Here is a 23,725-nt window from a genome sequence, read left to right on the forward strand (position 1 = left end):
TTAATTATAAGTGAGGTTAGTTTATTATAAAACGTTAAATTTGCAACCGTCTTTTATAAAAATATACATGAGCGCATCGCATAAAAACTTACATAGTAAGTTGTCTATAGGGGGTTTACTGATAACATTGGGAATTATTTATGGAGATATTGGTACTTCTCCATTGTATGTAATGAAAGCCATTCTTGGTGATTACGCCATTAATTCTGATATCGTTCTTGGTGGAATTTCATGCGTTTTCTGGACTTTGACGCTTCAGACTACAATAAAATATGTACTGATCACGTTAAGTGCCGACAATCATGGTGAGGGTGGAATTTTTGCCTTATATGCCCTGGTCAAAAAAACCAAAATTCAATGGCTTATTGTCCCCGCGATTATTGGAGGAAGTGCCTTATTAGCTGACGGAATTATTACCCCTCCAATTTCTATTTCTTCCGCTGTAGAGGGAATCCGGGCGTTTTATCCGACTATGCAAACGGAAACTATTGTTTATATTGTTATTGCAATTTTATTCATTCTTTTCACCATACAACAATTTGGAACCAAACTAGTTGGAAAGTTTTTTGCTCCAATGATGCTGATTTGGTTTGCTATGTTGGGAACTCTGGGAACAATTCAAATTCTAAAATTTCCTGAAGTAATTAAAGCGGTAAATCCGTATTATGCTTATCATTTATTATCCATTCATCCTGACGGTTTCTTCGTACTTGGTTTCGTCTTTTTATGTACAACTGGTGCCGAAGCTTTGTACTCTGACATGGGACATTGCGGAAGAAAAAACATCAGAATTAGCTGGGTATTCGTAAAAACTACTTTGGTTTTAAACTATTTCGGACAGGCTGCTTACTTAATCCATCATGAAGGAAGTACACTGCAACAACTAGGTGGAGAAAATGGAAATCCTTTTTATTTGATTATGCCACACTGGTTCCTTCCGTTCGGAATTGTGGTAGCTACTTTGGCAGCGGTAATCGCTTCTCAGGCACTTATCAGCGGATCATTTACTTTGATCAACGAGGCTATGCGATTGAATTTCTGGCCAAAAGTTAAAATTAAATACCCTACTGAAGTAAAAGGGCAATTGTATATTCCATCGATCAACTGGTTATTGTTTTTTGGTTGTGTTGGAATTGTTTTACACTTTGAGAAATCAGGAAATATGGAGCACGCCTATGGTCTTGCCATTATTCTGTGTATGATCATGACGACCATTTTACTGAATTACTATCTCATCATGAAACGTGTAAAATTGTACCTGATGGTGCCGTTAATCACTATCTATTTACTGATTGAGTTTAGTTTCCTGATTGCTAACATTACTAAATTTGCCGAAGGCGGTTACGTAACTTTAATTATTGCTATTGCTTTAATCTCTATCATGACGATATGGTACCTGGCTAAAAAAATCAACAAAAGCTACACCAAAATCATCAAAATTGATGACTATAAAAAGGTACTGATGGAGCTAAGCGAAGACTTATCTATCCCAAAATACGCTACTCACCTGGTTTATATGACTAATGCTAATCGCGTTGATGAATTAGAGGAAAAAGTAATCTATTCTATTTTACAAAAGCGTCCAAAAAGAGCTGATATATACTGGTTTGTGCACGTAAACATTTTGACGGAACCTTACAAAACACAATACAAAGTTACCGAAATAGCTAAGGACGATATTTACAGAATCGATTTTAATTTAGGATTCAGAGAGCCTACAAAAATCAATTTAATGTTTAGAGAAGTAATTCGTGATATGGTAAAACGTGGCGAAGTAGACATCACCAGCCGTTACGAGTCTTTGAACAAAAACAATATTATCGGAGACTTTAAATTTGTTTTATCAGAGAAATTCTTATCGAACGACAATGATCTAAGATGGCATGAAAACATTATCATGAGTTCTTATTTCTTCATTAAAAAACTGAGTTTATCTGAAGAAAGAGCTTTTGGTTTAGACAGTAGTTCCGTAAAAATTGAAAAATTCCCAATGGTGCTTCACGCTCCTGAAAATATTGGACTGACACGTATTACGAAATAAATCATTCCAAAACATCATTAAGAAACACTCTTTTAAACTTTATTAGAGTGTTTTTTCTTTTAAAAAGAAGTTAAATGAACAATCAAAATTAAAAATTTAACTTTCAATCAATTAATAGTACCTTTGCAACTCAAATAATTAAAATGAGATTACACAGAAATTTAGTTTATACTACCATCGATTCTTTAAATGCTATTTTCAATGAAGGAGAATATGCAGACAAAGTGGTAGCCAGAGCCTTAAAAAAAGACAAACGTTGGGGAAGTTCCGACAGGAAGTTTGTTGCTGAAACGATATACGAAATTGTTCGCTGGAAGCGACTATATGCAGAAATTGCAGAAGTAAAAGAGCCATACGACAGAGATAACTTATGGAGAATGTTTGCGGTTTGGGCAGTTTTGAGAGGATATCCTATTCCGGATTGGAGACAATTGGAAGGAACTCCTGAGAGAAAAATAAAAGGCCGTTTTGATGAGCTTTCTAAAGTTAGAGCTTTAAAAGAATCTATTCCGGACTGGATGGATGAATTAGGAGTAAAAGAATTAGGAGAGAAAGTTTGGGCTAAAGAAATTGCTGCTCAAAATCAGCCGGCTAAAGTTATCTTAAGAACCAATACGCTTAAAGGTACCAAGGAAAACTTGAGAAACACGTTGATGGATTTAAATATCGAAACGGAATATTTAAAAGATCAGCCTGAAGCTTTAGTTTTGAAAGAAAGAGCCAACGTATTCTTAACGGACGCTTTTAAACAAGGACTTTTTGAAGTTCAGGATGCCAACTCACAATTAGTAGCTGGTTTTCTGGATGTAAAACCTGGAATGCGCGTGGTAGATACCTGTGCAGGAGCGGGAGGAAAAACATTGCACATTGCTTCTTTAATGGAAAACAAAGGGCAGTTAATTGCAATGGATTTGTACGAAAGCAAACTGAAACAATTGAAATTAAGAGCCAAAAGAAATGGTGCTTTTAATATCGAGTATCGCATAATTGACACTACAAAAGTGATCAAAAAATTACATGAAAAAGCTGACCGTGTTTTAATTGATGCGCCTTGTAGTGGTTTGGGAGTTTTAAAAAGAAATCCTGACTCTAAATGGAAACTGCAACCTGAATTTATTGATAACATTCGAAAAGTACAGGCTGAAGTTCTGGAAAGCTATTCGAAAATTGTAAAACCGGGTGGAAAATTGGTTTATGCCACTTGCTCCGTTTTGCCATCGGAAAATCAGGAACAGGTAGAGAAATTCTTAAAGACCGAAATCGGAAAGCAATTTACATTTATTAAAGATCGTAAAATACTAGCCTCAGAATCTGGATTTGACGGATTCTATATGGCTTTATTGGAACGAAAAGCAACTAGCTAATTTTTTCTAAATTCCAAAAAAAAAATCCAAATTCCAAACGATGTTGTTGGAATTTGGATTTTTTTTTCTATTATTTAAGACAGGTCAATTGGACACATATCTGGTGAAATCAAACAAAATGATGGAATATTGCCACATGTTGGAGGTTGCGTTAACTGCTTGGCACATCGCAATTGATAGCCATTTAAATAATAAATAAAATCACCGCCTTTAATTTGCTTTAATTCGTTTTTACTTAACTGCTCAACATTTGTTAGATTCAAGATAAATTTCATAATTATAAGGTTTTAAAGTTAATATCTTATAAATATAGCCAATTTTTCTTACTTCTAACAAAATGTTTTTTTACACTAAACTAGGCTTACGCAACAGCTTCCCATTCTCATTTTCTTTGAATTTCGGAACAAAAACAATTTCCTTTGGTTTCTCGTATTTGCCCAATACATCAAAAAAATCAGGAGCAAACTCTTGTTTTTCTCCTTCTATTACCAAAATTAATTTTTCTCCTAAAGTAGTATCCGGGACTCCGGTTACAAAAAACCTGCTGTTTATCTTCCCTATCAGTTTACTTTCGATTTGTTCCGGAATTAACTTTACTCCTCCACTATTCACTACATTGTCAATTCTTCCTAAAAATACAAACTGATTTTCATTAACCAGCTCCACCAGATCATTTGTAACAATAGGCTCCTTAGAAACCGAAGCCAGATGAATTACCAAACAGTCACGATCATCCTTGTCGATTTTCACATTCGGAAGAATCGAGAATGCCTTTTCCCCTACTCTTTTAGCAGCGATATGTGTAATAGTTTCTGTCATCCCGTAGGTCTCATAAATCTGAGTCTTTAGCGGAAGCAATTGCTCTTCAAGCGCACTATCGATCTTAGCACCGCCAATAATAAGTTTCTTCACATTTCTCAATTCTTCAACAGAATTTTGAACCTGCAAAGGAACCATGGCAACAAAATCATATTTAGTTTTATTTAAAGCCAACGGTGCCGTGCTTGGCGAAACAACATCAATATCCAATCCCAAAATCAGGCTTCGAACCAACATCATTTTTCCGGCTATAAATTGCACAGGCAAACAAAGCAAGGCTTTATCACCGGGTTTTAATCCGAAAAAGTCACCTGTAGCTAAAGCGGACTGAATCATCGCTTGTTTTTCGAGACGTACTAATTTTGGAAGTCCGGTCGTACCGGAAGTTGTCATTTCAATAAATTCTTTCTTATCGAACCAATCCAGCAAAAACTCACCAATGGCTTTTTCATATACATCTCCTTCTTTGATGTAACTGTAACCTATGCGGCATAAATCTTTCCCATTTAAATGATAACCATTTAACTTAAAGTAATTATGGACATTTTTATGTGTTAATTTTGACATGACTGTGTGTTTTAATTTAAAGATTCTACAACATTTATTTTTCCCGTTAATTTTTCTTTCCAGTTACTCCAATTGTACTTCTTACTAAAAATAAAAAGCAGCACAGGATAAACTACAACCACCGGTAATAGCACATCTACACCGGCCGAAGGCTCTGATATATCAATAAAAAGTGAATGCGTTTGAAAAACTGACCAATCAGAAGTCACCAACAAAGCTCCGACTAAATTATTAGCAGCATGAAAACCCAATGCCAGTTCCATTCCCTCATCCATTAAGGTAATCACTCCTAAAAACAAACCGGTTCCGATATAATACACCATCACGATATACCCCATCTTTACGACTTCAGGATTAAAGACGTGCATCGAACCAAATATAACCGAAGTCATCAGTAAAGGAAACCACCTGTTTCGCGCTAAATTGGCAAATCCTTGCATGAGATACCCCCTAAAGACATATTCTTCGGTAGAGGTTTGTATGGGTATTAACACCGTTCCGATTACCACTAAAATTAAAAAAGGTCCCCATTTAAAATTCCAAACGAAACTCTCGGGAGAACTAAAATACAATACCACAAAACTCAAAACAGAGAACAAAGACCATAATAAAAAAGAAAAACCAACTCGTTTCCAATCTACTTCCGCTCTTGAAGTAGTGACGGATAAAAGAGTCTGACGGTGCATATATTTTACCACATAATAGATCCCTACAAAGGCAAAAGCAAAGGAAATCATCACCAGAAACAAGGTCAAATTGGGTTCAAACATTTTCATAACTGCTGCATCATTAGAAGGAAACCCTTTGCCGGAAATCCAACTCTTATAAAACACTGCAAGAGAAAAAGGAATCTGACCGATAAAAGATGCTATAATAATTAAAACGGATCCTAAAAGATACAACCAGAACTTATTATGAGGTTTAATTCCTTGTTCTAAAAACATATTGATAATAATTTAAAAAATGAGAATTCGATTTAATAACTAAATCTTATTTTTGGCACTGCTAAAATACCTATTTTCGGTTTAATTATCTTACAACATTTTAAATATAACAAAATGATACAAATTTATCACAACCCACGTTGCGGAAAATCAAGAAATTGCCTGGCATTTATTGAAAACACAAAACAGGAATATCAAATTATCCCTTATCTGACCGAAACGCCGAACTTTAATGACTTAAAAAAACTACTTGAGAAATTAAACCTTAAGCCGCTGCAATTGGTTAGAATTAAGGAAAAAATCTGGATTGAAAATTACAAAGGAAAAGAACTGACCGATGACCAGATCATTGAAGCTATGGCCGAAAATCCTATTTTGATCGAGCGCCCGATTGTTGTAAAAGATGGCAAGGCAATCATTGGCAGAGACCCGGATTTAGTAGCTTCTTTTTTAGATCAATTATAAAGAACCATATTAACAAATTTTTGTGATTTTTCTCTTTAAACCAAAAGTTACATTTGCCGTCTAAAGAACAAAAGAAACCAAAAATCACAATGAAGAAAATCAAATTTGCTGTATTACTTGTATGCCTGCTTACAAGTTTGTACAACTATGCACAACAGGCACCTCCTGCCAGAAACAAGGTAAAGGTTACCGGTAAAGTTCTCGAAAAAGTAAGCAAGCAACCTCTTGAGTATGCTACCATTTCGATCACCGCTCCAAATGACACCAAAGTTATAGCTGGTGGAATCACCAATCCAAAAGGAGAGTTTGATGTGGCTATTGCCCCGGGTACTTACGATATAAAAGTTGAATTTATTTCGTTTAAACCTACTTTTATCAAAGGAAAAACAATTTCAGGAGACACTGCTTTAGGTGTTGTAAATTTATCCGAAGACGCTGCGCAATTAAGTGAAGTTGTCGTTCGTGCCGAAAAATCAAGTGTCGAAATAAAACTGGACAAAAAGGTTTACAATGTTGGACAGGATATGATGGTTAAAGGTGGAACAGTAAGTGATGTTTTAGACAATGTTCCTTCTGTTTCTGTTGATTCTGAAGGAAACGTAAGCTTACGAGGCAGTGACAATATCCGAATTTTAATTGACGGACGTCCTTCAAATGCGATCAATGTGGCTGAAGCTTTACGTCAGCTTCCTGCAGATGCTATTGACAAAGTAGAAGTAATTACTAACCCATCAGCACGTTATGATGCAGAGGGAGGGTCAGGAATCATCAATATCATTCTTAAAAAAGGAAAAAATCAGGGGTTCAACGGAACTTTTATTGCTTCTACAGGACTTCCTGAAACTTATGGTTTGAGTGCCAACTTAAATTATAAAACCGAAAAACTAAACTATTTTACTACTGCGGGCTACAACTACAGAACCAATGAAGGTATGGGTTTAACCAATACTTCTTATTATAATGCTGATGGATCCCCAAAAGGTTATTTAGATGAAGATCGTGATACCAAAAGAATCCGAAACGGTTTTAATGCAAGAGCAGGTATGGAATGGACAGTTGCTCCTAATACTTTCTGGACAAATGCCATTAATTATCAAAAAAACTCGGGTGAGGATAAAGATTATATTAACTACAATAATTTTGACGCCGCTCACGCTTTTACAGGAACAACTAATCGTTTTAATAATGCCGATACCGGAAGCGAAAACGTAGAATTCACTTCGAACTTAATCAAAAATTTCAACGATAAAGGACACAAACTTACTGCCGATTTATCGGTTTCCAGAAATACAGACGATAGTGATGGTCTTATTACTGCACTACCTACTTCTAATACGACTCTAAACGATCAGGTACAAAAACAAATATTACTTCAGGCAGATTATGTTCTTCCATTAGGAAAAGGAAGCCAGTTTGAGGCGGGATACAAAGGTAGTTTTGGAGATTTAAACAACGAGTACAACGTTACAAATCTTATAAATGGAAACTATGTTATCGATCCAAAAAAATCAAATACTTTAGAATACAAAGAGAACATCAATGCACTTTATGCACAGTATGGACTAAAAGTCAATAAATTCTCTTATTTATTTGGTTTACGTTGGGAAGACACTAATATTCAAGTAAACTTATTAGACAATAGTGTTTTTAACACCAAAAAATACAACAACTTATTCCCAAGTGCTTTTGTTAGTTATGAAATTTCAGATCAGAGTAACTTCACTGCCAGCTACAGCAAACGTTTATCAAGACCGAGAGGACGTTTCATGAATCCGGCTCTTAATTATGCCAGTAACATCAATATTTTTCAAGGTAATCCTGACTTAGATCCATCACTAACGGATAAATTTGATGTAGGATATATTAAAAGATGGGAAAAAGTAACCTTCAGTTCTTCTGCTTATTTCGAAAATACAAAAGATGTTTTCAGCTTTGTCAGAACTCCAAATGGGGATAAAGTAGACGGAATTCCTGTTATTCTAAGCCGTCCTATTAACTTAGGAAAAGAACAAAAATATGGTTTCGAATTTACCTTCAATTACAGTCCGTATAAATGGTGGAAAATAAACAGTAACTTCAATCTTTACAATGTAAAAACAACCGGAGAAAACACTTATGTAGATACGGAAGGCAAAACCATTGTGCAAAACCTTAACAATCAGGCCAACACCTGGTTCGCGAGAGTCAGCTCAAAAGTTACGTTACCATACAAAATTGACTGGCAGTTAAGCGGTACCTTCAATGGTGCACAAAAAACAGCACAGGGTAAAATTTTAGACCAATTTGGAATGAATACCGCTTTCAGTAAAGATGTATTGAAAGACAAAGCAACAATTGCGTTTAATATCAGTGACATTTTTAACTCAAGAATCATGAGATCGTATACTTACCTTCAAAATGATACCACTCTTGAAAGTCAAACATCTTACGGCGAAATGCAATTCCGTAAACGTCAATTCAATCTATCATTTACGTATCGATTCAACAAACCGAAAAGCGACAGAGAAAAACCGGGCGCACCTAAAAATGACGGTGATGGCGGTGGAGAATTCCCTGGATAACACCAGGTTAAAATTCCAAAATAAAAAAAATCCAAATTCCAATTTTGTAAAGCTTAATTGGAATTTGGATTTTTTTTTTTGGACTTTTTTATTTTTCAGCATAAAAAAAGGACTCGCAAAACGAGTCCTTTTTATTGAAATCAACTAAAATTTAAGCTGATTGTTCTTGCTTTTTCTTTGCTCTTTTCTCTTTGAACATTTCCCAGCTAGCACCCGTAACCCAATAAGATACGAAACCTACTAAGAAAAACATCAACCAAAACCCTATAGTTAGTATGGTCAAGAAAAGTAAAAAACCTAAGTACTGTGAAAATTCAAACATGTTTTCCGGAATTTTTGAATGTAAGGACAAATGTAAGCCTTATATTTTTCGTTACCAATAAAATCCAAATCAATTTTCTGGAAATAACATTTATGCTTATATTTATACTCATTTTAAATAAGCTTTTTTTCTTATGGATAACCGCCATTTTACTGAACAATCTCACGCACAAGAACATGAGAATCTTCAGAAGCTAATTCCTGCTGTTCGCTATATCTTTTATGCCGAACCCCGGCACAAAAGGATACCGCTGCCATCAGGGCTAGCGCATTCATTTTCATAAGAAATTTCAGTTTTCAGGAAACATTTCACATTTTACAAACAACATTTTACACTTTACAAATAACTTTTTACATACAACATAATGAAATACAGAATAGAAAAAGACACGATGGGTGAAGTTCAGGTTCCTGCAGATAAATATTGGGGAGCACAAACGGAACGTTCCAGAAACAACTTCAAAATTGGTGCAGCGGGATCTATGCCACCGGAAATTATTGAAGGCTTTGCTTATCTTAAAAAAGCAGCAGCTTATGCCAATTACGATCTGGGCGTTTTACCAATCGAAAAAAGAGATGCTATTGCAGCAGTTTGCGACGAAATTCTTGAAGGAAAACTAGACGATCAGTTTCCTCTTGTCATCTGGCAAACCGGTTCAGGAACTCAAAGCAATATGAATGTGAATGAAGTAATTGCCAATCGCGCTCAAGTACTAAAAGGATTTAACATTGGAGAAGGCGAACAATTTATAAAAGCAAACGACGATGTAAATAAATCACAGTCTTCTAACGATACTTTTCCAACCGGAATGCATATTGCTGCATACAAGATGATTGTTGAAACCACCATTCCGGGAGTTGAAAAACTACACGCTACTTTGGTAAAAAAAGCAACCGAATTTAAGGATGTGGTAAAAATTGGCCGTACACATCTTATGGATGCTACCCCTCTAACTCTTGGACAGGAAATTTCAGGTTACGCCGCTCAATTGTCTTTTGGATTAAAAGCCCTGAAAAACACCTTGGCACATTTATCTGAAATCGCTTTAGGCGGCACAGCAGTTGGTACCGGATTAAACACTCCAAAAGGATACGATGTAAAAGTAGCCGAATATATTGCAAAATTCACGAATCATCCTTTTGTTACTGCCGAAAACAAATTTGAAGCTTTGGCTGCACACGATGCGATTGTGGAGACCCACGGGGCTTTAAAACAATTGGCAGTTGCCCTGAACAAAATTGCCAACGATGTGAGAATGTTAGCGTCAGGACCACGTTCAGGAATTGGCGAAATTCATATTCCCGAAAACGAACCGGGATCGTCTATCATGCCTGGAAAAGTAAATCCAACCCAATGTGAAGCTTTAACCATGGTTTGCGCTCAAGTGATTGGAAACGACATGGCAATCGCTGTTGGCGGAATGCAAGGACACTATGAACTAAATGTTTTCAAACCGGTTATGGCAGCCAACTTTCTGCAATCGGCAAGATTATTAGGAGATGCCTGCGTTTCGTTTAATGAACATTGTGCACAGGGAATCGAACCCAACTACAAACGTATTAAAGAATTGGTAGACAATTCACTGATGCTGGTTACAGCTTTAAATACTAAAATAGGCTACTACAAAGCTGCCGAAATTGCTCAGACTGCTCACAAAAACGGAACGACACTTAAAGAGGAAGCCGTTCGTTTAGGATACGTTAGCCCGGAAGATTTTGATGCCTGGGTAAAACCGGAGGAGATGGTCTAGTTAATTATGAATTGTGAATTATTAATTATGAATTGTTTCAATCTTTGAATCACAATGTTACATACAATAAAAAAGAGCTTTCTAAATTTAGGCAGCTCTTTTTTTATGATGAATGGTTACGGTAATTTATAATTAATAATTCACAATTAATAATTATTTTCCGTCTACATAATCCTGCAGGTAGCTAAATCGCTCCGTTAGTTTTCCTTTTTCAGTTATTTTAGCACGTTTTAAGATTCCGTCTTTATCACCATTGAAGAAAGCCGGAATTACATGTTCCATAAATTGCTCTCCGAAACCTTCACTTGCATCTTTCGGAATTTCGCACGGTAAATTATCAACCGCCATCACTGCTACTGCCGCAGGATGAAAAAGATCCACTTCTTTGTCTTCTAAAGGAAAATAACCGTACAAAGGATCCGCAATTGTCGAAGATCTTAACGTGCAGGCAATTGGTCCGTTAACATCACAAGAAATATCGGCAACTACTTTTAACTTGCAGTCGTTCGCATTCAGCATTTCACGTGTTAAAATCATCGGTGCTCCCGTCGCATAAAAATGACCTGCGAAATAAATATCCGTTACTTTTGTAAATTTTTCAAAATCAGAAACATATTCTTCCGGATGTGCTACAAAATCTTTAAAATCAACCACCTGACCATCAATACGTTTGTTGTACTCTAAAACATCTAACTGTACATAAACAGCCTGTGCATAATTTTTAGTCAGATAATTATCAACTGTAACCTCTTTTATTTTTATAGCATCCAAAATCTCTTTGGCACCACTCCCTACTTTACCCGTTCCGGTAATCACAAATTTCAAAGCGGGCATGGTAATGCGCTTCAAATGTTTAATTAAAGCCTCTTTTCCATCAAGTGTTTCTGCTTTTGGCAGCTTAAACAACTCAAACTTAATCCCGAAAGCACGAATTCCGTTGTAAACACCAACCATTCCGGCATACCTTCCAAAACCAATTAAACGGCGGTTGTGAGCATCTACTATGGTTTCATGATCGTATAAATCAATATTTTTTTCCAAAATAGCCTGTAACAGTTTTCGGTTATAAGGCTGTTTCTTAATAGTATGCGAAAAGAAGAAGTAAGCCTTATTCGGAATCAAATTCTCAACCGGAACTTCTTTTACTCCAAATAATACATCACAATTAGAAACATCTTCCGCAACTGTGATTCCCATACTCTTATATTGTATATCCGAAAAAATCCTGATATCAGAACTTTCTACCTCAACTACTGCTTCGTGATAAAGCTGCTTGAGTTTTGTAAGTTCATTAGGAGCAAAAACAACTCTGCGGTCCGGCGGGGTTTTTCTTTCTTTTATGATTCCAAATTTCATTTAAACGGGTTTAAAATAATTATTAATATAACTTTTTACATCTTATTTGTTTCAAATATAACAAATTTAGTTAAAATTTTGTTGAAAAAATACAATTTAGAATGTTTAAAAACCGTTAAAAGCTGACAAACAACCAAATAAATAAACAAAATCTTAATTTTTTGTTAAATCATGCTTTTGAAGCATCTCAAAACAGCCAAACATAAATATTGAATTCTATATATTTGTTTTTAAAGAATGATGAAAATGAGCCTCCTTAAAAAAACAAATATACCACAAATACTTTTCCTGTTATTAGTTTTAAGTTCTTGTGGTAATGATAAAAAAACAACCGCCGATACTACCACTACAACAGAAGATACATTACCGAAAATGAAACCGTTAGGTCCTGAAAAAAGAATTTCGCAGGCCTATATCAATTCAGTTGCAGGAAGAATAAATCACTTTTACAATAAAAACTGGCCCAACAATACGATGAACGGAAGTTTTTTGGTCGCCCGAAACGGTCAGATTATTTTCGAACGCTATAATGGTTTTGCCAATAAAAACGAAGGCACCAAAATAACCGCAGAAACTCCTGTTCAGATTGCTTCTGTGAGTAAGGTTCTGACTGCTACTGCTGTTTTAAAACTGGTTAATGCCGGGAAGATCGATTTAGATCAAAAGGTAAATACGATTCTAAAAACCTTTCCGTACGAAGACTGCACGATCCGAATGCTGCTCGACCATCGTACCGGAATGCGTAATTATGCCTATTTTACAGACAGAGACAAATCTGTTTGGGACAGGCACAATCAGCTTACCAATAAAGATATCCTGGACATTTTAGCCACCAAGAACATTGGTTTGGAATCCAGAACCGGAACACGATTTAGTTATTGCAATACCAACTATGCGATGCTGGCTCTAATTATTGAAAAAATTACGGGCTTAACGTATAAAGAAGCCATGCACCAAATGATTTTCAAACCTTTGGGAATGAAACACACCTACGTTTTTGACGATGATAAAGACAGAAAGAAAATTGTTCCTTCTTATAAAGGTAATGGCGTAGAAATTGGTTTTGATTATTTGGACAATGTTTACGGGGACAAAAATATTTTTTCAACAGTGCGGGACCTTTTAAAATTTGACCGCGCCAGAAATTCACCTGATTTTTTAAAACCCGCCTTACTGAAACAAGTTTATACCGGATACAGTAATGAGCGTAAAGGAACCAAAAATTACGGATTAGGAATCAGAATGATCAATTGGGAAACCGGACAGAATTTTTATTTCCACAATGGCTGGTGGCACGGCAATACTTCTTCTTATATTACTTTAATGAAAGAACATGTGACCATTATCGCCTTGTCGAATAAAATGACCCGAAATACCTATGCGGTTCGCAAACTGGCACCGATTTTTGGCGATTATCCGTTCAACTTCAAGGATGAAGAGTAATACAATAGTCGTAAAGTCAAAAGTCAAAAGTCGAAAGTCCTAAAGTCCTAAAGCTGTTGTCAATATTGACTTTGATCTTTTAAACACCATTAATTGTGAGAAAACAAGAAGTAAGCGTTTGACTTTAAAAACTTTACAACTTTCGACTTTCGACTAATACTGAATAATACAATTTTCTGAAAAATTTATTACAAAACTAACTGCAAATAGTATAAATTTGCAAACTCATTTTTGGGGTCGACTGGTTTTGACAGCAAGTCGAATTGAAAAGTAAGCACGTCGAGCATTGAGACCTTGCTCGTAAATATAAGATCTTACAATTTTACACGGCGAAAATAACTACGCTTTAGCTGCATAATCCGAATTATAGTAAGATTGCGCCACGTTCCTACAAGGTAGGAAAGCTGGATTCTCCTTGAAAGCCTTGGTTTGTGGCGGTCAGTACAGGGGAACCGTAAAAATAAACCTAGATTTCCATGAGCTTCGGGTGGATATCGAAATTAAGAAGATAAGTGTTGAGTGGTTGTTCCTGACCTAGCTTAACATCGAAAATCCAATCAGGAAATAAACGTGTAGAAAGCTCTTTAGTTGCTTGTTTGGACCCGGGTTCGATTCCCGGCGACTCCACAAAAAAATCGCAATAATCTAAACTTAGATCATTGCGATTTTTTGTTTATAAGAACTTTTCGAAGAGCGGGGACATTTGCACAGCTTTTCATGAGAACACTTGAGAGAATGAGGATATCTTATTTCAACAACATCCTTTCGGTAATTGTTTTATTGGAGAGCGCATCAATTCCGGTAACTTCCGCATACTTTACATTGGGTAGCCAAAAAGAACCTCCTTCAATGCGCACAAATATTTTTTCTACCTGTATTTTTTTCTGGTTTACATTTGCAAAAACATGGTATTTTTGATCCGCCTCTATCTTCTTTAAGGTTAAGGCCAACTTTTTATACGACACAAATTTAAACTCAAACTCTTCATTTTCCAGCGTTTTAGTTTCTATTCCGTACGCAAATTTGCGTTGTAAATAATTGAAATCTTTTTTTTCTCCTTTCTCAGCATATCGAATCCAATAGGCCTTTATAGGATTGCTTTTGTTTATTTTTCCATTTTCCTGGTAGTTTATGGCATAAATAGCCGTGTTTATATTGGGATCACGCTGAATATAGAATAGCATATTATCTACATTCTTAGGCGTTGGGAAATTTAATGGCGATGGATTTTTGGATTGTGCCAATAGATTTCCTGAAATTATAGGTACTAAGATCGTTATAACGATCAGTGATTTTGTAAAATCTTTAAAGGATAATTTGTTCATAAAAAAACATTTATATACTAATTTGATTCGACTACGTTCTGTTTTTTGTTTGCTCTAAAAACCCAATATTTGATCAGTGGATAATTAAATCCGTAAGAAACAAAACTATCTGTGATTAATCTTCCAATTCTATAATCGATTTGAAATACTTTCTGAAAAATAAGGGTACCAAATGATTTTAAGGAAATACTGCCTAATACCACCAACGCAAACTTAAAAAGCTGACTGTTGATGCGACTGCTATAACCCGACTGATTTTTAAACACCCAAAATCTATTGATGCTGAAATTGATAACTGCGCCAACGGTTCCGGAGATTAGAATAGAAAAGGCAAAATGCAATTGAAATACTTCTGTCAATAAAATCATCAGGCCATAATCGGTAATGCCCCCTAAAAATGCCGCGACTTGTGCTTGCAGAAAAGTAAAAATAGATTTTTTACTGAACATATCAGTCCTGATTTTTATCTCTTAAATCACCCAGTTTTAAAAGCCTTACACTATCTATCGTATTAATTACGAACAATATAATAGTAATTAAGCCTGCCAAATAGGTGATTGATCCATGAAATAAAACTTCTATAATTAAAATTAAAGCAATAATAAATCGAAGCTCGGTTGGACCAACAAAACCGGAATCGATACTGTATTCATTTGTAATTTTGTAACGTAACTGAATGATGATGATAGACCAACCGTACAAGGCGACAAAAGCAAAGGCTACTATTTGTGTACCATTTTTAGCATAAATGTAGTAGCCAAAACCTATAAATACAATACCAATCCAATCGGCAATGATATCGAGTGCAAAACCGTACCAACGGCGTGGAATATTTCTATAATAAGCCAATCTTCCATCTAAAGAATCGCCTAACCAATTTATAATCAATCCCAAAATAGCCAAAAGCAAATACCAATCGGTTAGGTAAGCCCCTAAAACAAAAGCTAAAAAAATCAATCCTGAACCAAGTGTACCAATTAAAGTAAGTACGTTTGGCGAAATGAATTCAGGTACCTTTGGAAGTAAAAATACAATCGTTAACTGTTCTGTTTTTTTTAAAATATTAGTTCGCTTACGGTCTGAAAATGCTCTTTGTACAATTGCAGTGTACTCTTCAAGTTGTGTTTCTTTTCCCATTAATAACGCAATATTTGTAAGCCTGAGAGTATCGCTAATTCCAGTTTAACCATTTTTACTTTTACTTTTCTTGGCGTATTTTTAAAAAAATCGGCAGTTCTTTTTAGCTTACCTGATCTAACCAGATAACTAAATGCGATGACAAACAGCATATTACTTAACAATTCCAGCAAAACGTTGATAAAAAACCGTTGGGCTATTCTCGTTTTTAGGAGCGTATTTTCCTGCTATTATTGGAACATAAATAACTCTCCTTCTACTCTCTTCGCCACGGATAGTTGATTCTGCCACTCTGTGCCACAAGCGGCCATCGTGAATGGTTAAATCTCCTGCTTCGGGATTGATGGAAACTTCCTCTGAATCGGCGTTATGATCTAAAAAGTATTTTTTACGAAAAAGCATTTGATAAATACTTTGCTTATGAGTACCCGGAATAATTTTAAGACCTCCATTTTCGGGTTTCAAAGTGCTTAAGTGAATGCCCACATTTAACATCGGGTTTAATTTTGCACCATAAAAAATATCTCTCAAACCATCTGTGTGCCAGCCCATTTTAGTAAACTTACTTTCCGGCCCATTGATATAATGATTGAAAACCATTCCGTCTTTTTCTTCAGTGCCTAATCTTGCGTCATCGCCTGCTAATTGCAATAAACTATTAAATCTTGGATCCAATAAAAGACCGCTTAAGGTTTGGTGATGCTGATTGATAAAAGCAAAACGCTGCACAATAGGAGAACCATCTAAATCTTTTCCGTATTTAATTGGAACACCATTTACCTTTTTAAGGTCATTGTCAATCCATTTTTGCTGTACTTGTTTTGAGGCATCGATAATTGATGAAACCGTTTCCGGATTTATAAATTTTTTGAAATGAATAAAGCCATATTCGTTAAAAAAGTCAATTTGCTCAGCAGTTAATTGTTCTGTAAGGGTAAAGGTTTTATAAGAAGGTACCATGATAAATATATTTAATAAATGAAATAATAGTGTTTGTAATTTTATCTAAAAGATTAGCGACAGCAACAACAGCGACACATTCGCATGTTGTTTACTTGCATTCGTTCTTTCGGAAAACTAAACATATTTCTTTTACTAGACATACTCTATAGAATTAATAGATATTAAAACGAAGGTAATAATAATTTATCTTTTGCAAAGCATATTTTCTTACTTTTTTTTGAAAAAAAATTAAACTTTATAAATTCCGGCGGCCATTTTTTCGATAAATCCCTTTGGCAGCAAGCGGTTGGCGTAAACCGAAATGATATTTGTAAAACCCGGAATAACTTCTGATTTTTTGCTGAACATGGCTTTTACGGCCATTTTTGCAACTTCACTAGGCTGCATATTGAACTTTTCTGCCATTTTGTTAAAAGGATTTAGACCAGCTCTTGCTGCAAAACCGGTATCAACCGGGCCCGGACTGAAACAAGTTACTGAAATTGAAGTTTTGGCAAGTTCGAAACGCAAGGCACGGGTAAACGATAAAACAAAAGCCTTTGTAGCAGAATAAACCGCCAGCGTAGGTACAGCCTGGTAGGCAGCGGTACTCGATATATTTAAAATGTAGGCTTGTCTTTCCTGTGAAAGTATGGGCACTAATAAATGCGAAAGTTCTACAATCACATTCATGTTAAGCTGCATCATGCCAAGCTGATCGGTCAGCGAAGACTCACTAAAATCGCCCCACACGCCATAACCGGCATTGTTAACTAAAATGCCAACCGGATAATTATTCATTTTTACCCAATTGGTAACTGCTAGCGATGCACCAGCTATTGAAAGATCAATTGCCAAAATTGGAGCGTTGATGCCGTATGCAACCTGAAGATCATCAGAAAGTGCTTTTAATTCGTCTTCTCCTCTTGCCACTAGCAATAGCGGATAACCTTGTTTAGCCAATTCATAAACAATCGATTTTCCAATGCCTTTGCTGGCACCGGTTACTAAGGCATACGGTTTACTATTTTCGCTCATTTTATTCATTTAATTCTCAAATATAAAAATTAATTATTCCCAACGGATTAATTCTTACCTATTAACTCATAAGATAAAGAATATAATCCCCGCTTTCTCAACAACTATTCTTTTGATATTCTGCCAACTTTTAAGGAACCATTTGCATTTTAAAAATAGGTATAGGTTATTCAATTGTAACTCCAACGGCTCCACAAAAAAAAGGAAGATATTGAATACCTTCCTTTTTTATATGTCATTTTTTTCAATACCCTAAAGATGTTTTCTAACATAATTGATAATTTCCTTAATTATCTCCTCTACTGCATTGGCTTCAGGGCTAAATTTACTTCCGTCAAAATATCGGGCATCAGTACCATTTCCGGTTGGAGAGCAATGATGTACGTCAATAGAGTTTCTCCAAAATTCAGCATGATTTTTCCACTCTTCCTTATTGACCAAAGCGGGTTCTGTAAACCAAAGATTCCATGACAAGGTATTTCCGGGCTGAAGCATATTTCCTGAACCAATATTAAAAGCTTTCATGATTAAATGATTAAAATCATCAACTACTTTATCTTTTGTCAGCTTAATATCTCCAATTTCAACAGCAAGATAAGCAGTAGCAAATGCTTTACCCTCATGTAATGCAAACGGAGGATTTTCAAATTCAGGATTTAATCCGTGTATTACTTCAAAGATGGGCTGATCAGGATCATTCTGCTTGTGTGTAGTAACTCTTATGGCATTATCTTTATTCAATGGAAATTTTGGAAAACTATATTCCAATAGCGGCCAAATCTCTTTTATCTTATCGCCTTGTTGTTCATTGGGTGTCAGCCAAATTTTACCTTCAACAGTCATGTCTATGGCGATCTCTTTTGTTACTTCGTTCACCCAGCCTCTTTGTCCGGTAACCGTAACCTCAACATTGATACAAATTTCATCTTTAAGCCAGACTCCCTGCTGAGGGCAGATAACAGAATATACCCGACCTTCATCAGTATAACCGGCTCTGGAAATATAAGGCGCAAATTGTTGGTAACATCTTCTCTTGTTAGGACTGTCTTTTTGGGTTTCCCAACTAAACTCAGGCCACCTTACACCAAGTTGACGTTGTAAAAAACTAATATTATCCATATTACTCAACATCGGTAATGAGGAAAGATCCCGCGTTGGATACAACATAGGGGAACCTGCCGGCGGAAATCCGCCAACCCATCCTATTGGAATGGGTGAATTTTCATTGTTTTGCATGATTTGTCGATTATTAGGGTTTAAGTAATAAATCTAGTACAAAATATAATCTTACAGCTACGTAGAATTACCCGTTTTATTTTTAATGTACTATTTAAATTATCCAAAAAAGTCAGCATGGATACAAGGTATTTAATCCTCCCATCCATCATAAAAAGTCTAAGCAGTTACTAAAAACAAAGTGAGGCTGCTCCAATTACGGAACAGCCTCGAATATTTTGCAAAGGACGCCTCTAATTCAACTTCTAATATAGATAATTCAGAGCTGTAACGTCGTTAGCATTGAAAGCTCCTGTTTCATTTGAGCTGAAACATGCTCTCATGTATGAAGTTGAATCGTATCCTGTAGGAGTTCCCGGAATATGAATTGCTCCAACACCAGCAGCTCCTTCGTTTGAATTTTGTCCACAGCTTTGACGGCTAAAATAGTCTGTATGACGTAAACCAATACAGTGACCAATTTCGTGCGCTGCTACGTGTGCGTTTACATTCACAGAATAAGTATCTAATCCAGAATACAATGTAACTGAGTTAAAAGGATTTCCTCCAGTAGGGAATCCGGCTACTCCACCGGCACCTCCGGATTGTCTTCTTACTACTATGTTTGCACCTGTAGTACTTGAACCGAAAGTTAGTGTAAAGTTAATAGTCAATCCTAAACTATTATATCTGTTCACTGCTGCACGTAATCCGGCTTGCATGTTAGCAGAAAGAGCTGTTGTACCTGTTCCGGTTAATCCAACAATTTTAATAGTTTTTGGAGCAGCTACTAAATTAGTAGTGCGGTATTGCTCCGTTGTGATACCTCCGTGAAGATCCATTTTTTTCAATTGCTCTTCAGTGATGATGATGTCACCTTCCACCAGGTAAGCATCTTCAGTGGTACCGTCTAATTTGGTATTTTTAATTACCTGAACATCATTATTGTTCAATGCAAGTGAGCTAATTTTATCTAACACATCTTGTGATACTGTTAGAGCTTCTTTGTTTGGTTGAGTTACCTCATCCTCTTTATTACAAGACAATAGCGATAGCGCTATACACGACAAAAGTAAGGTTGTTTTAATTGTTTTCATTTAAAAGTGTTTTGGTTAGTTAAATAAGTTGATATTTTTAGGGTCTTTACAAAATATTACTACTTTATTGTCAAAACTACATAGATTTAGTATTAAAATACTTATAAAAACAATAATTTAACAAATTAAATGTATTTTGTTAAATTATTTCCTAATTTTTTATGCGATAATCGCATAAAATTCACTATGAACCCAATAAAAACAAGCAATCGATTACAAATCAACATCTTACCCCAAAACAAAACCTACAAAATTATTAATTTTAGATTTCGTATACTTCGCGGGTGAAAACGAATCTGATAAACTTATGACGGCTTTGAAATACAACTGAAAGCTCTTAAAAGTGGACTTAACCTTCCAAAATCAGGAATTTCGAACGAAAGAAAAACGAATAAAATTTTTACAAATATTTTGATAACTTTGATTTTTTAGCGACGATATTCAATTCAATTAGAAGGATTTAAAAAAGGTTTTTATCTTAAACAAAAAAACAATACACCGCTAAAAAAGCCTGCTTTCGTTAAAATATTGACCAAAATGATTACAATTGCCCTAACACCTACAGTAAATGAAGATAAAAATTACGTTTTTCCTTTTTATAGTAACGACAATCTGTCTGTCGCAAAACGCAAAAAAATGGGAACAATACTTAAAGAAAGAAAGTGATGAAACATTTGAAAAATACTCTCTTACCGCTATAGAAAATGCACATCGCAATCAGTATACTATTGTAAAAAAATTAGACGCTACCTATTGTATTGTTGAAAATAAAAGTTCAAAATACAATCGATCGTTGAAAGAGATACTTCCCGTTAATAATCTGTGGAAATTGCCATCCCATTTTTCAAATCATCAAGAACACCAAAAATACATCATAGCCACTAATGCTATTGAATCCTTGCTTGCTGATTTGAAGCTGGCGAACATTTCTGTTATTAAAATACTTGATGATCATCTTGTAATCCTGGAAAGTGATTCCAAAACGATTCTTGACAAGATTATTTCCTTGAGCAGCGTCACTGCAGTTTCACAAGAGGCGCTGCAACCTGAAAGCGAATCAAAAATAACGGATCAAAATTTCACTATTAATGCCGTAAATAAAGCAATTACTAATTTCCCTCTTCTTACAGGCGAAAATCAAATTGCCTCTATCAAGGATGATCTTTTTGATCTAAAAGATGTTGATCTCTTCCATAAACATATTCCTTCGTCAACACAATCTTCTACCGTATCCAGCCATGCAACTGCTATGGCCACTATAGTTTCCGGATTGGGAAATAGTTCTGTTTTAGGAAAAGGGATCGCCCTAAAAGCGAAGCTGCAATCGTCTGACTTTTTGAATCTCTATCCTGATGAAATAGCAACTTTACAAGGTGCCACCACTCAAAATCATTCTTATGGTACCGTGATTGAGAATTTTTATGGGTCACTCGCAAATGCTTACGACAATCAATTGGCATTAAATCCCAATTTGACTCATTGTTTTTCCTCCGGTAATAAAGGACTGGAAGGCTATAAATCTATTACTGGTAATTTCAAACAATCTAAAAATAGTATTGCCTTTGGTTGTGTAGATCAGAATGAGGTCATCCTGTCTTTTTCGTCGAAGGGTCCTACTTATGATGGCAGAATAAAACCGGAATTAGTCGCTTACAGCTCACAAGGGACATCCAATTCTACTGCATTGGCCACAGGGATTATCACTCTTATGAAGCAACAATATAAAACGACAACCAATACTGCTTTGTCTAATGCCTTAACGAAAGCCATTCTAATTAATAGTGCAAAAGATTTGGGTAACCCCGGTCCTGATTTCACCTATGGTTATGGCAACATCAATGCTGATAAATGTCTGAAAACGATTAGTGAAAACAGATTTATAACCGATAAATTGGCTTCCGGTCAAACGAACTCACATACTATTACAGTTCCTTCTAATGCGAAAAACTTAAAAATAACATTAGTATGGAACGACTTACCCGCAGCGATCAATAGTAATATAAGTCTGGTAAACGATTTAGATCTCGAAGTTATTTCAGCCGATCCTACTACTTTTTTACCCTGGGTTCTAAATCCTGAAATTCCGCAACAACCTGCCACTAAAGGAAAAGACAAACTGAATACCATCGAACAGGTATCGATTGACAATCCTACATCCGGCACCTATACTATTGTTGTTAATGGCGTATACGTCTCAAATGCTTCTCAGGATTACAGTATCGCCTATGAATATGAGCTGGAAAATCGTTTTGAATGGAATTACCCTGTAACTAATGATAATTTCCCTTATGATGGTAAAATAATTTCTCCTTTCAAATGGAGCTCTTCCTTCTCTGGTTCTTCCGGTCAATTATCAATCAGTTACAATAATGGACAAACCTGGGAAATTATAGCAAATAGCATCAATTTAGATAGTGAGCAGTTTAATTATACTCCTGCAGAGAAAAAATTCTCGAAAGCAAAACTGAAAATGACCATTGGCAATACGGATTATGTTTCGGATCCCTTTACGGTTTCTTATGATTTAAACATTAGAACCAGTTTAGTATGCGATGGCACAACAGAAATTAATTGGGACAAACCTGCGGATGTTGCTTCCTTTAAAATTTACCAACTGACAAATGACCGTTTAGAGTTTAAAGAACAAATAACGAACAACAATTATGCCTATACTGACGCGAAAATTTATACGGTTACTCCTGTGATAAATGATAGCGAAGGAATAAAAAGTGAGTCGACCTTACAGTATGATCAAAACTCAAATTGCTACTTCGAATTGGCTTCAGCAGAAGTTTTCGAAGAAGATCAAATAAAGATCAGTGCCAGTGTTTTTAGCTTGTACAACATCAAAAGAATAGATTTAGTGAAGATTAATAATTCAGTCGAAAGTGTGATTACTACTCTAAACGACATCCAATCAAAAACATTTTCTTTTCTGGATAAAACGCCAATAAAAGGCAGTAATAAATATAAAATCAATATACTATTAGGGAGCAATACTACCGTAAGTTCCCAAATTATTGATGCTAACTATTTAGGTGATGATTTGTTTTTGATTTACCCAACATTATTAAGTAAAAATGAAGAATTAAATATTGAAGCCAAAAAAGAGGAAGCTGCTACTTTTTATCTCTACAATGTTAGCGGACAAAATATTATTACTTCTTCATTTCTTTCTAAAATCAATAGTATCAATTTAAAAAATACACCTTCGGGAATTTATCTCTATAAAATAGTAACAAGTTCCGGTGGGATACAAACCGGAAAAATTGCCGTTTTTTAAACTGCTTCCTTATAATCTATGATGCTTTTTTACATTTGATATTTAAACCCGACAGG

General features: G+C 35.4%; 18 protein-coding genes and 1 other RNA gene. 8 read left to right on the forward strand and 11 right to left on the reverse strand.

Translation table 11 applies throughout. The features are described from left to right. Positions 1-67: 67 nt before the first annotated feature. Together OLM58_RS00985 and OLM58_RS00990 are read left to right on the forward strand one after the other, a co-directional pair. On the forward strand, positions 68-2,041 hold the full coding sequence (locus OLM58_RS00985; RefSeq protein ID WP_017496128.1) for a KUP/HAK/KT family potassium transporter: 1,974 nt from the start codon (positions 68-70) through the stop codon (positions 2,039-2,041). A 143-nt stretch (positions 2,042-2,184) separates the two neighbouring features. Beyond that, the gene (locus tag OLM58_RS00990) at positions 2,185-3,405 is read left to right on the forward strand and encodes an RsmB/NOP family class I SAM-dependent RNA methyltransferase (RefSeq protein WP_264530832.1); all 1,221 of its coding nucleotides are present in this window, start codon (positions 2,185-2,187) and stop codon (positions 3,403-3,405) included. Positions 3,406-3,479: 74 nt separating this feature from the next. On the opposite strand, the gene OLM58_RS00995 is transcribed toward OLM58_RS00990, so the two are convergent. The 3 genes from OLM58_RS00995 to OLM58_RS01005 form a co-directional block, all read right to left on the reverse strand. Further along, complete coding sequence (locus tag OLM58_RS00995) at positions 3,480-3,680, reverse strand: bacteriocin (RefSeq protein WP_264530833.1); 201 nt, start codon at positions 3,678-3,680, stop codon at positions 3,480-3,482. A gap of 70 nt (positions 3,681-3,750) precedes the next feature. Continuing rightward, positions 3,751-4,791, reverse strand: coding sequence for an AMP-binding protein (locus tag OLM58_RS01000; protein WP_264530834.1), 1,041 nt, complete (start codon positions 4,789-4,791; stop codon positions 3,751-3,753). 11 nt (positions 4,792-4,802) lie between these two features. Continuing rightward, positions 4,803-5,735 (reverse strand): CPBP family intramembrane glutamic endopeptidase, encoded by a 933-nt coding sequence (locus OLM58_RS01005; protein ID WP_264530835.1) that lies wholly within the window; start codon positions 5,733-5,735, stop codon positions 4,803-4,805. A gap of 114 nt (positions 5,736-5,849) precedes the next feature. Here OLM58_RS01005 and arsC point away from each other — a divergent pair, with 114 nt between their 5' ends. From arsC to fumC, 3 genes are all read left to right on the forward strand, one after another. Beyond that, positions 5,850-6,200: an arsenate reductase (glutaredoxin) gene (gene arsC, locus OLM58_RS01010; protein ID WP_264530836.1), complete on the forward strand. Its 351-nt coding sequence runs from the start codon at positions 5,850-5,852 to the stop codon at positions 6,198-6,200. A gap of 89 nt (positions 6,201-6,289) precedes the next feature. Then, the gene (locus OLM58_RS01015; RefSeq protein WP_264530837.1) at positions 6,290-8,761 is read left to right on the forward strand and encodes an outer membrane beta-barrel family protein; all 2,472 of its coding nucleotides are present in this window, start codon (positions 6,290-6,292) and stop codon (positions 8,759-8,761) included. A 686-nt stretch (positions 8,762-9,447) separates the two neighbouring features. Next, positions 9,448-10,833: a class II fumarate hydratase gene (fumC, locus tag OLM58_RS01020; RefSeq protein WP_264530838.1), complete on the forward strand. Its 1,386-nt coding sequence runs from the start codon at positions 9,448-9,450 to the stop codon at positions 10,831-10,833. A 153-nt stretch (positions 10,834-10,986) separates the two neighbouring features. On the opposite strand, the gene OLM58_RS01025 is transcribed toward fumC, so the two are convergent. Next, a complete protein-coding gene (locus tag OLM58_RS01025; protein ID WP_264530839.1) occupies positions 10,987-12,189 on the reverse strand; it encodes an NAD(P)-dependent oxidoreductase in 1,203 nt (400 codons plus the stop codon). Positions 12,190-12,429: 240 nt separating this feature from the next. Between OLM58_RS01025 and OLM58_RS01030 the strand changes: the two genes are divergently transcribed. Beyond that, entirely contained in the window at positions 12,430-13,632 is a 1,203-nt protein-coding gene (locus tag OLM58_RS01030) for a serine hydrolase domain-containing protein (RefSeq protein WP_017496138.1), read from the forward strand. A 233-nt stretch (positions 13,633-13,865) separates the two neighbouring features. Beyond that, positions 13,866-14,262: a transfer-messenger RNA gene (gene ssrA, locus OLM58_RS01035) on the forward strand. A gap of 116 nt (positions 14,263-14,378) precedes the next feature. Here ssrA and OLM58_RS01040 read toward each other — a convergent pair. The 7 genes from OLM58_RS01040 to OLM58_RS01070 form a co-directional block, all read right to left on the reverse strand. Then, a complete protein-coding gene (locus OLM58_RS01040; RefSeq protein ID WP_264530840.1) occupies positions 14,379-14,957 on the reverse strand; it encodes a DUF4833 domain-containing protein in 579 nt (192 codons plus the stop codon). A gap of 17 nt (positions 14,958-14,974) precedes the next feature. Continuing rightward, the gene (locus OLM58_RS01045) at positions 14,975-15,406 is read right to left on the reverse strand and encodes a GtrA family protein (RefSeq protein WP_264530841.1); all 432 of its coding nucleotides are present in this window, start codon (positions 15,404-15,406) and stop codon (positions 14,975-14,977) included. A gap of 1 nt (position 15,407) precedes the next feature. Further along, positions 15,408-16,094 (reverse strand): CDP-alcohol phosphatidyltransferase family protein, encoded by a 687-nt coding sequence (locus OLM58_RS01050; protein ID WP_264530842.1) that lies wholly within the window; start codon positions 16,092-16,094, stop codon positions 15,408-15,410. Between the two features lie 153 nt (positions 16,095-16,247). Beyond that, the gene (locus OLM58_RS01055; RefSeq protein ID WP_264530843.1) at positions 16,248-17,054 is read right to left on the reverse strand and encodes a phytanoyl-CoA dioxygenase family protein; all 807 of its coding nucleotides are present in this window, start codon (positions 17,052-17,054) and stop codon (positions 16,248-16,250) included. A gap of 231 nt (positions 17,055-17,285) precedes the next feature. Beyond that, the gene (locus tag OLM58_RS01060; RefSeq protein ID WP_264530844.1) at positions 17,286-18,074 is read right to left on the reverse strand and encodes an SDR family NAD(P)-dependent oxidoreductase; all 789 of its coding nucleotides are present in this window, start codon (positions 18,072-18,074) and stop codon (positions 17,286-17,288) included. Between the two features lie 252 nt (positions 18,075-18,326). Next, positions 18,327-19,310 (reverse strand): hypothetical protein, encoded by a 984-nt coding sequence (locus OLM58_RS01065; protein ID WP_264530845.1) that lies wholly within the window; start codon positions 19,308-19,310, stop codon positions 18,327-18,329. A 245-nt stretch (positions 19,311-19,555) separates the two neighbouring features. Continuing rightward, positions 19,556-20,386 carry a zinc-dependent metalloprotease gene (locus tag OLM58_RS01070; RefSeq protein WP_264530846.1) on the reverse strand — a complete coding sequence of 277 codons (831 nt, stop codon included), beginning with the start codon at positions 20,384-20,386 and terminating at the stop codon, positions 19,556-19,558. A gap of 568 nt (positions 20,387-20,954) precedes the next feature. Between OLM58_RS01070 and OLM58_RS01075 the strand changes: the two genes are divergently transcribed. After that, a complete protein-coding gene (locus tag OLM58_RS01075) occupies positions 20,955-23,669 on the forward strand; it encodes a S8 family serine peptidase (RefSeq protein ID WP_264530847.1) in 2,715 nt (904 codons plus the stop codon). Positions 23,670-23,725: the final 56 nt, after the last annotated feature.

It is taken from the genome of Flavobacterium sp. N502540, assembly GCF_025947365.1.
Classification (GTDB): domain Bacteria; phylum Bacteroidota; class Bacteroidia; order Flavobacteriales; family Flavobacteriaceae; genus Flavobacterium.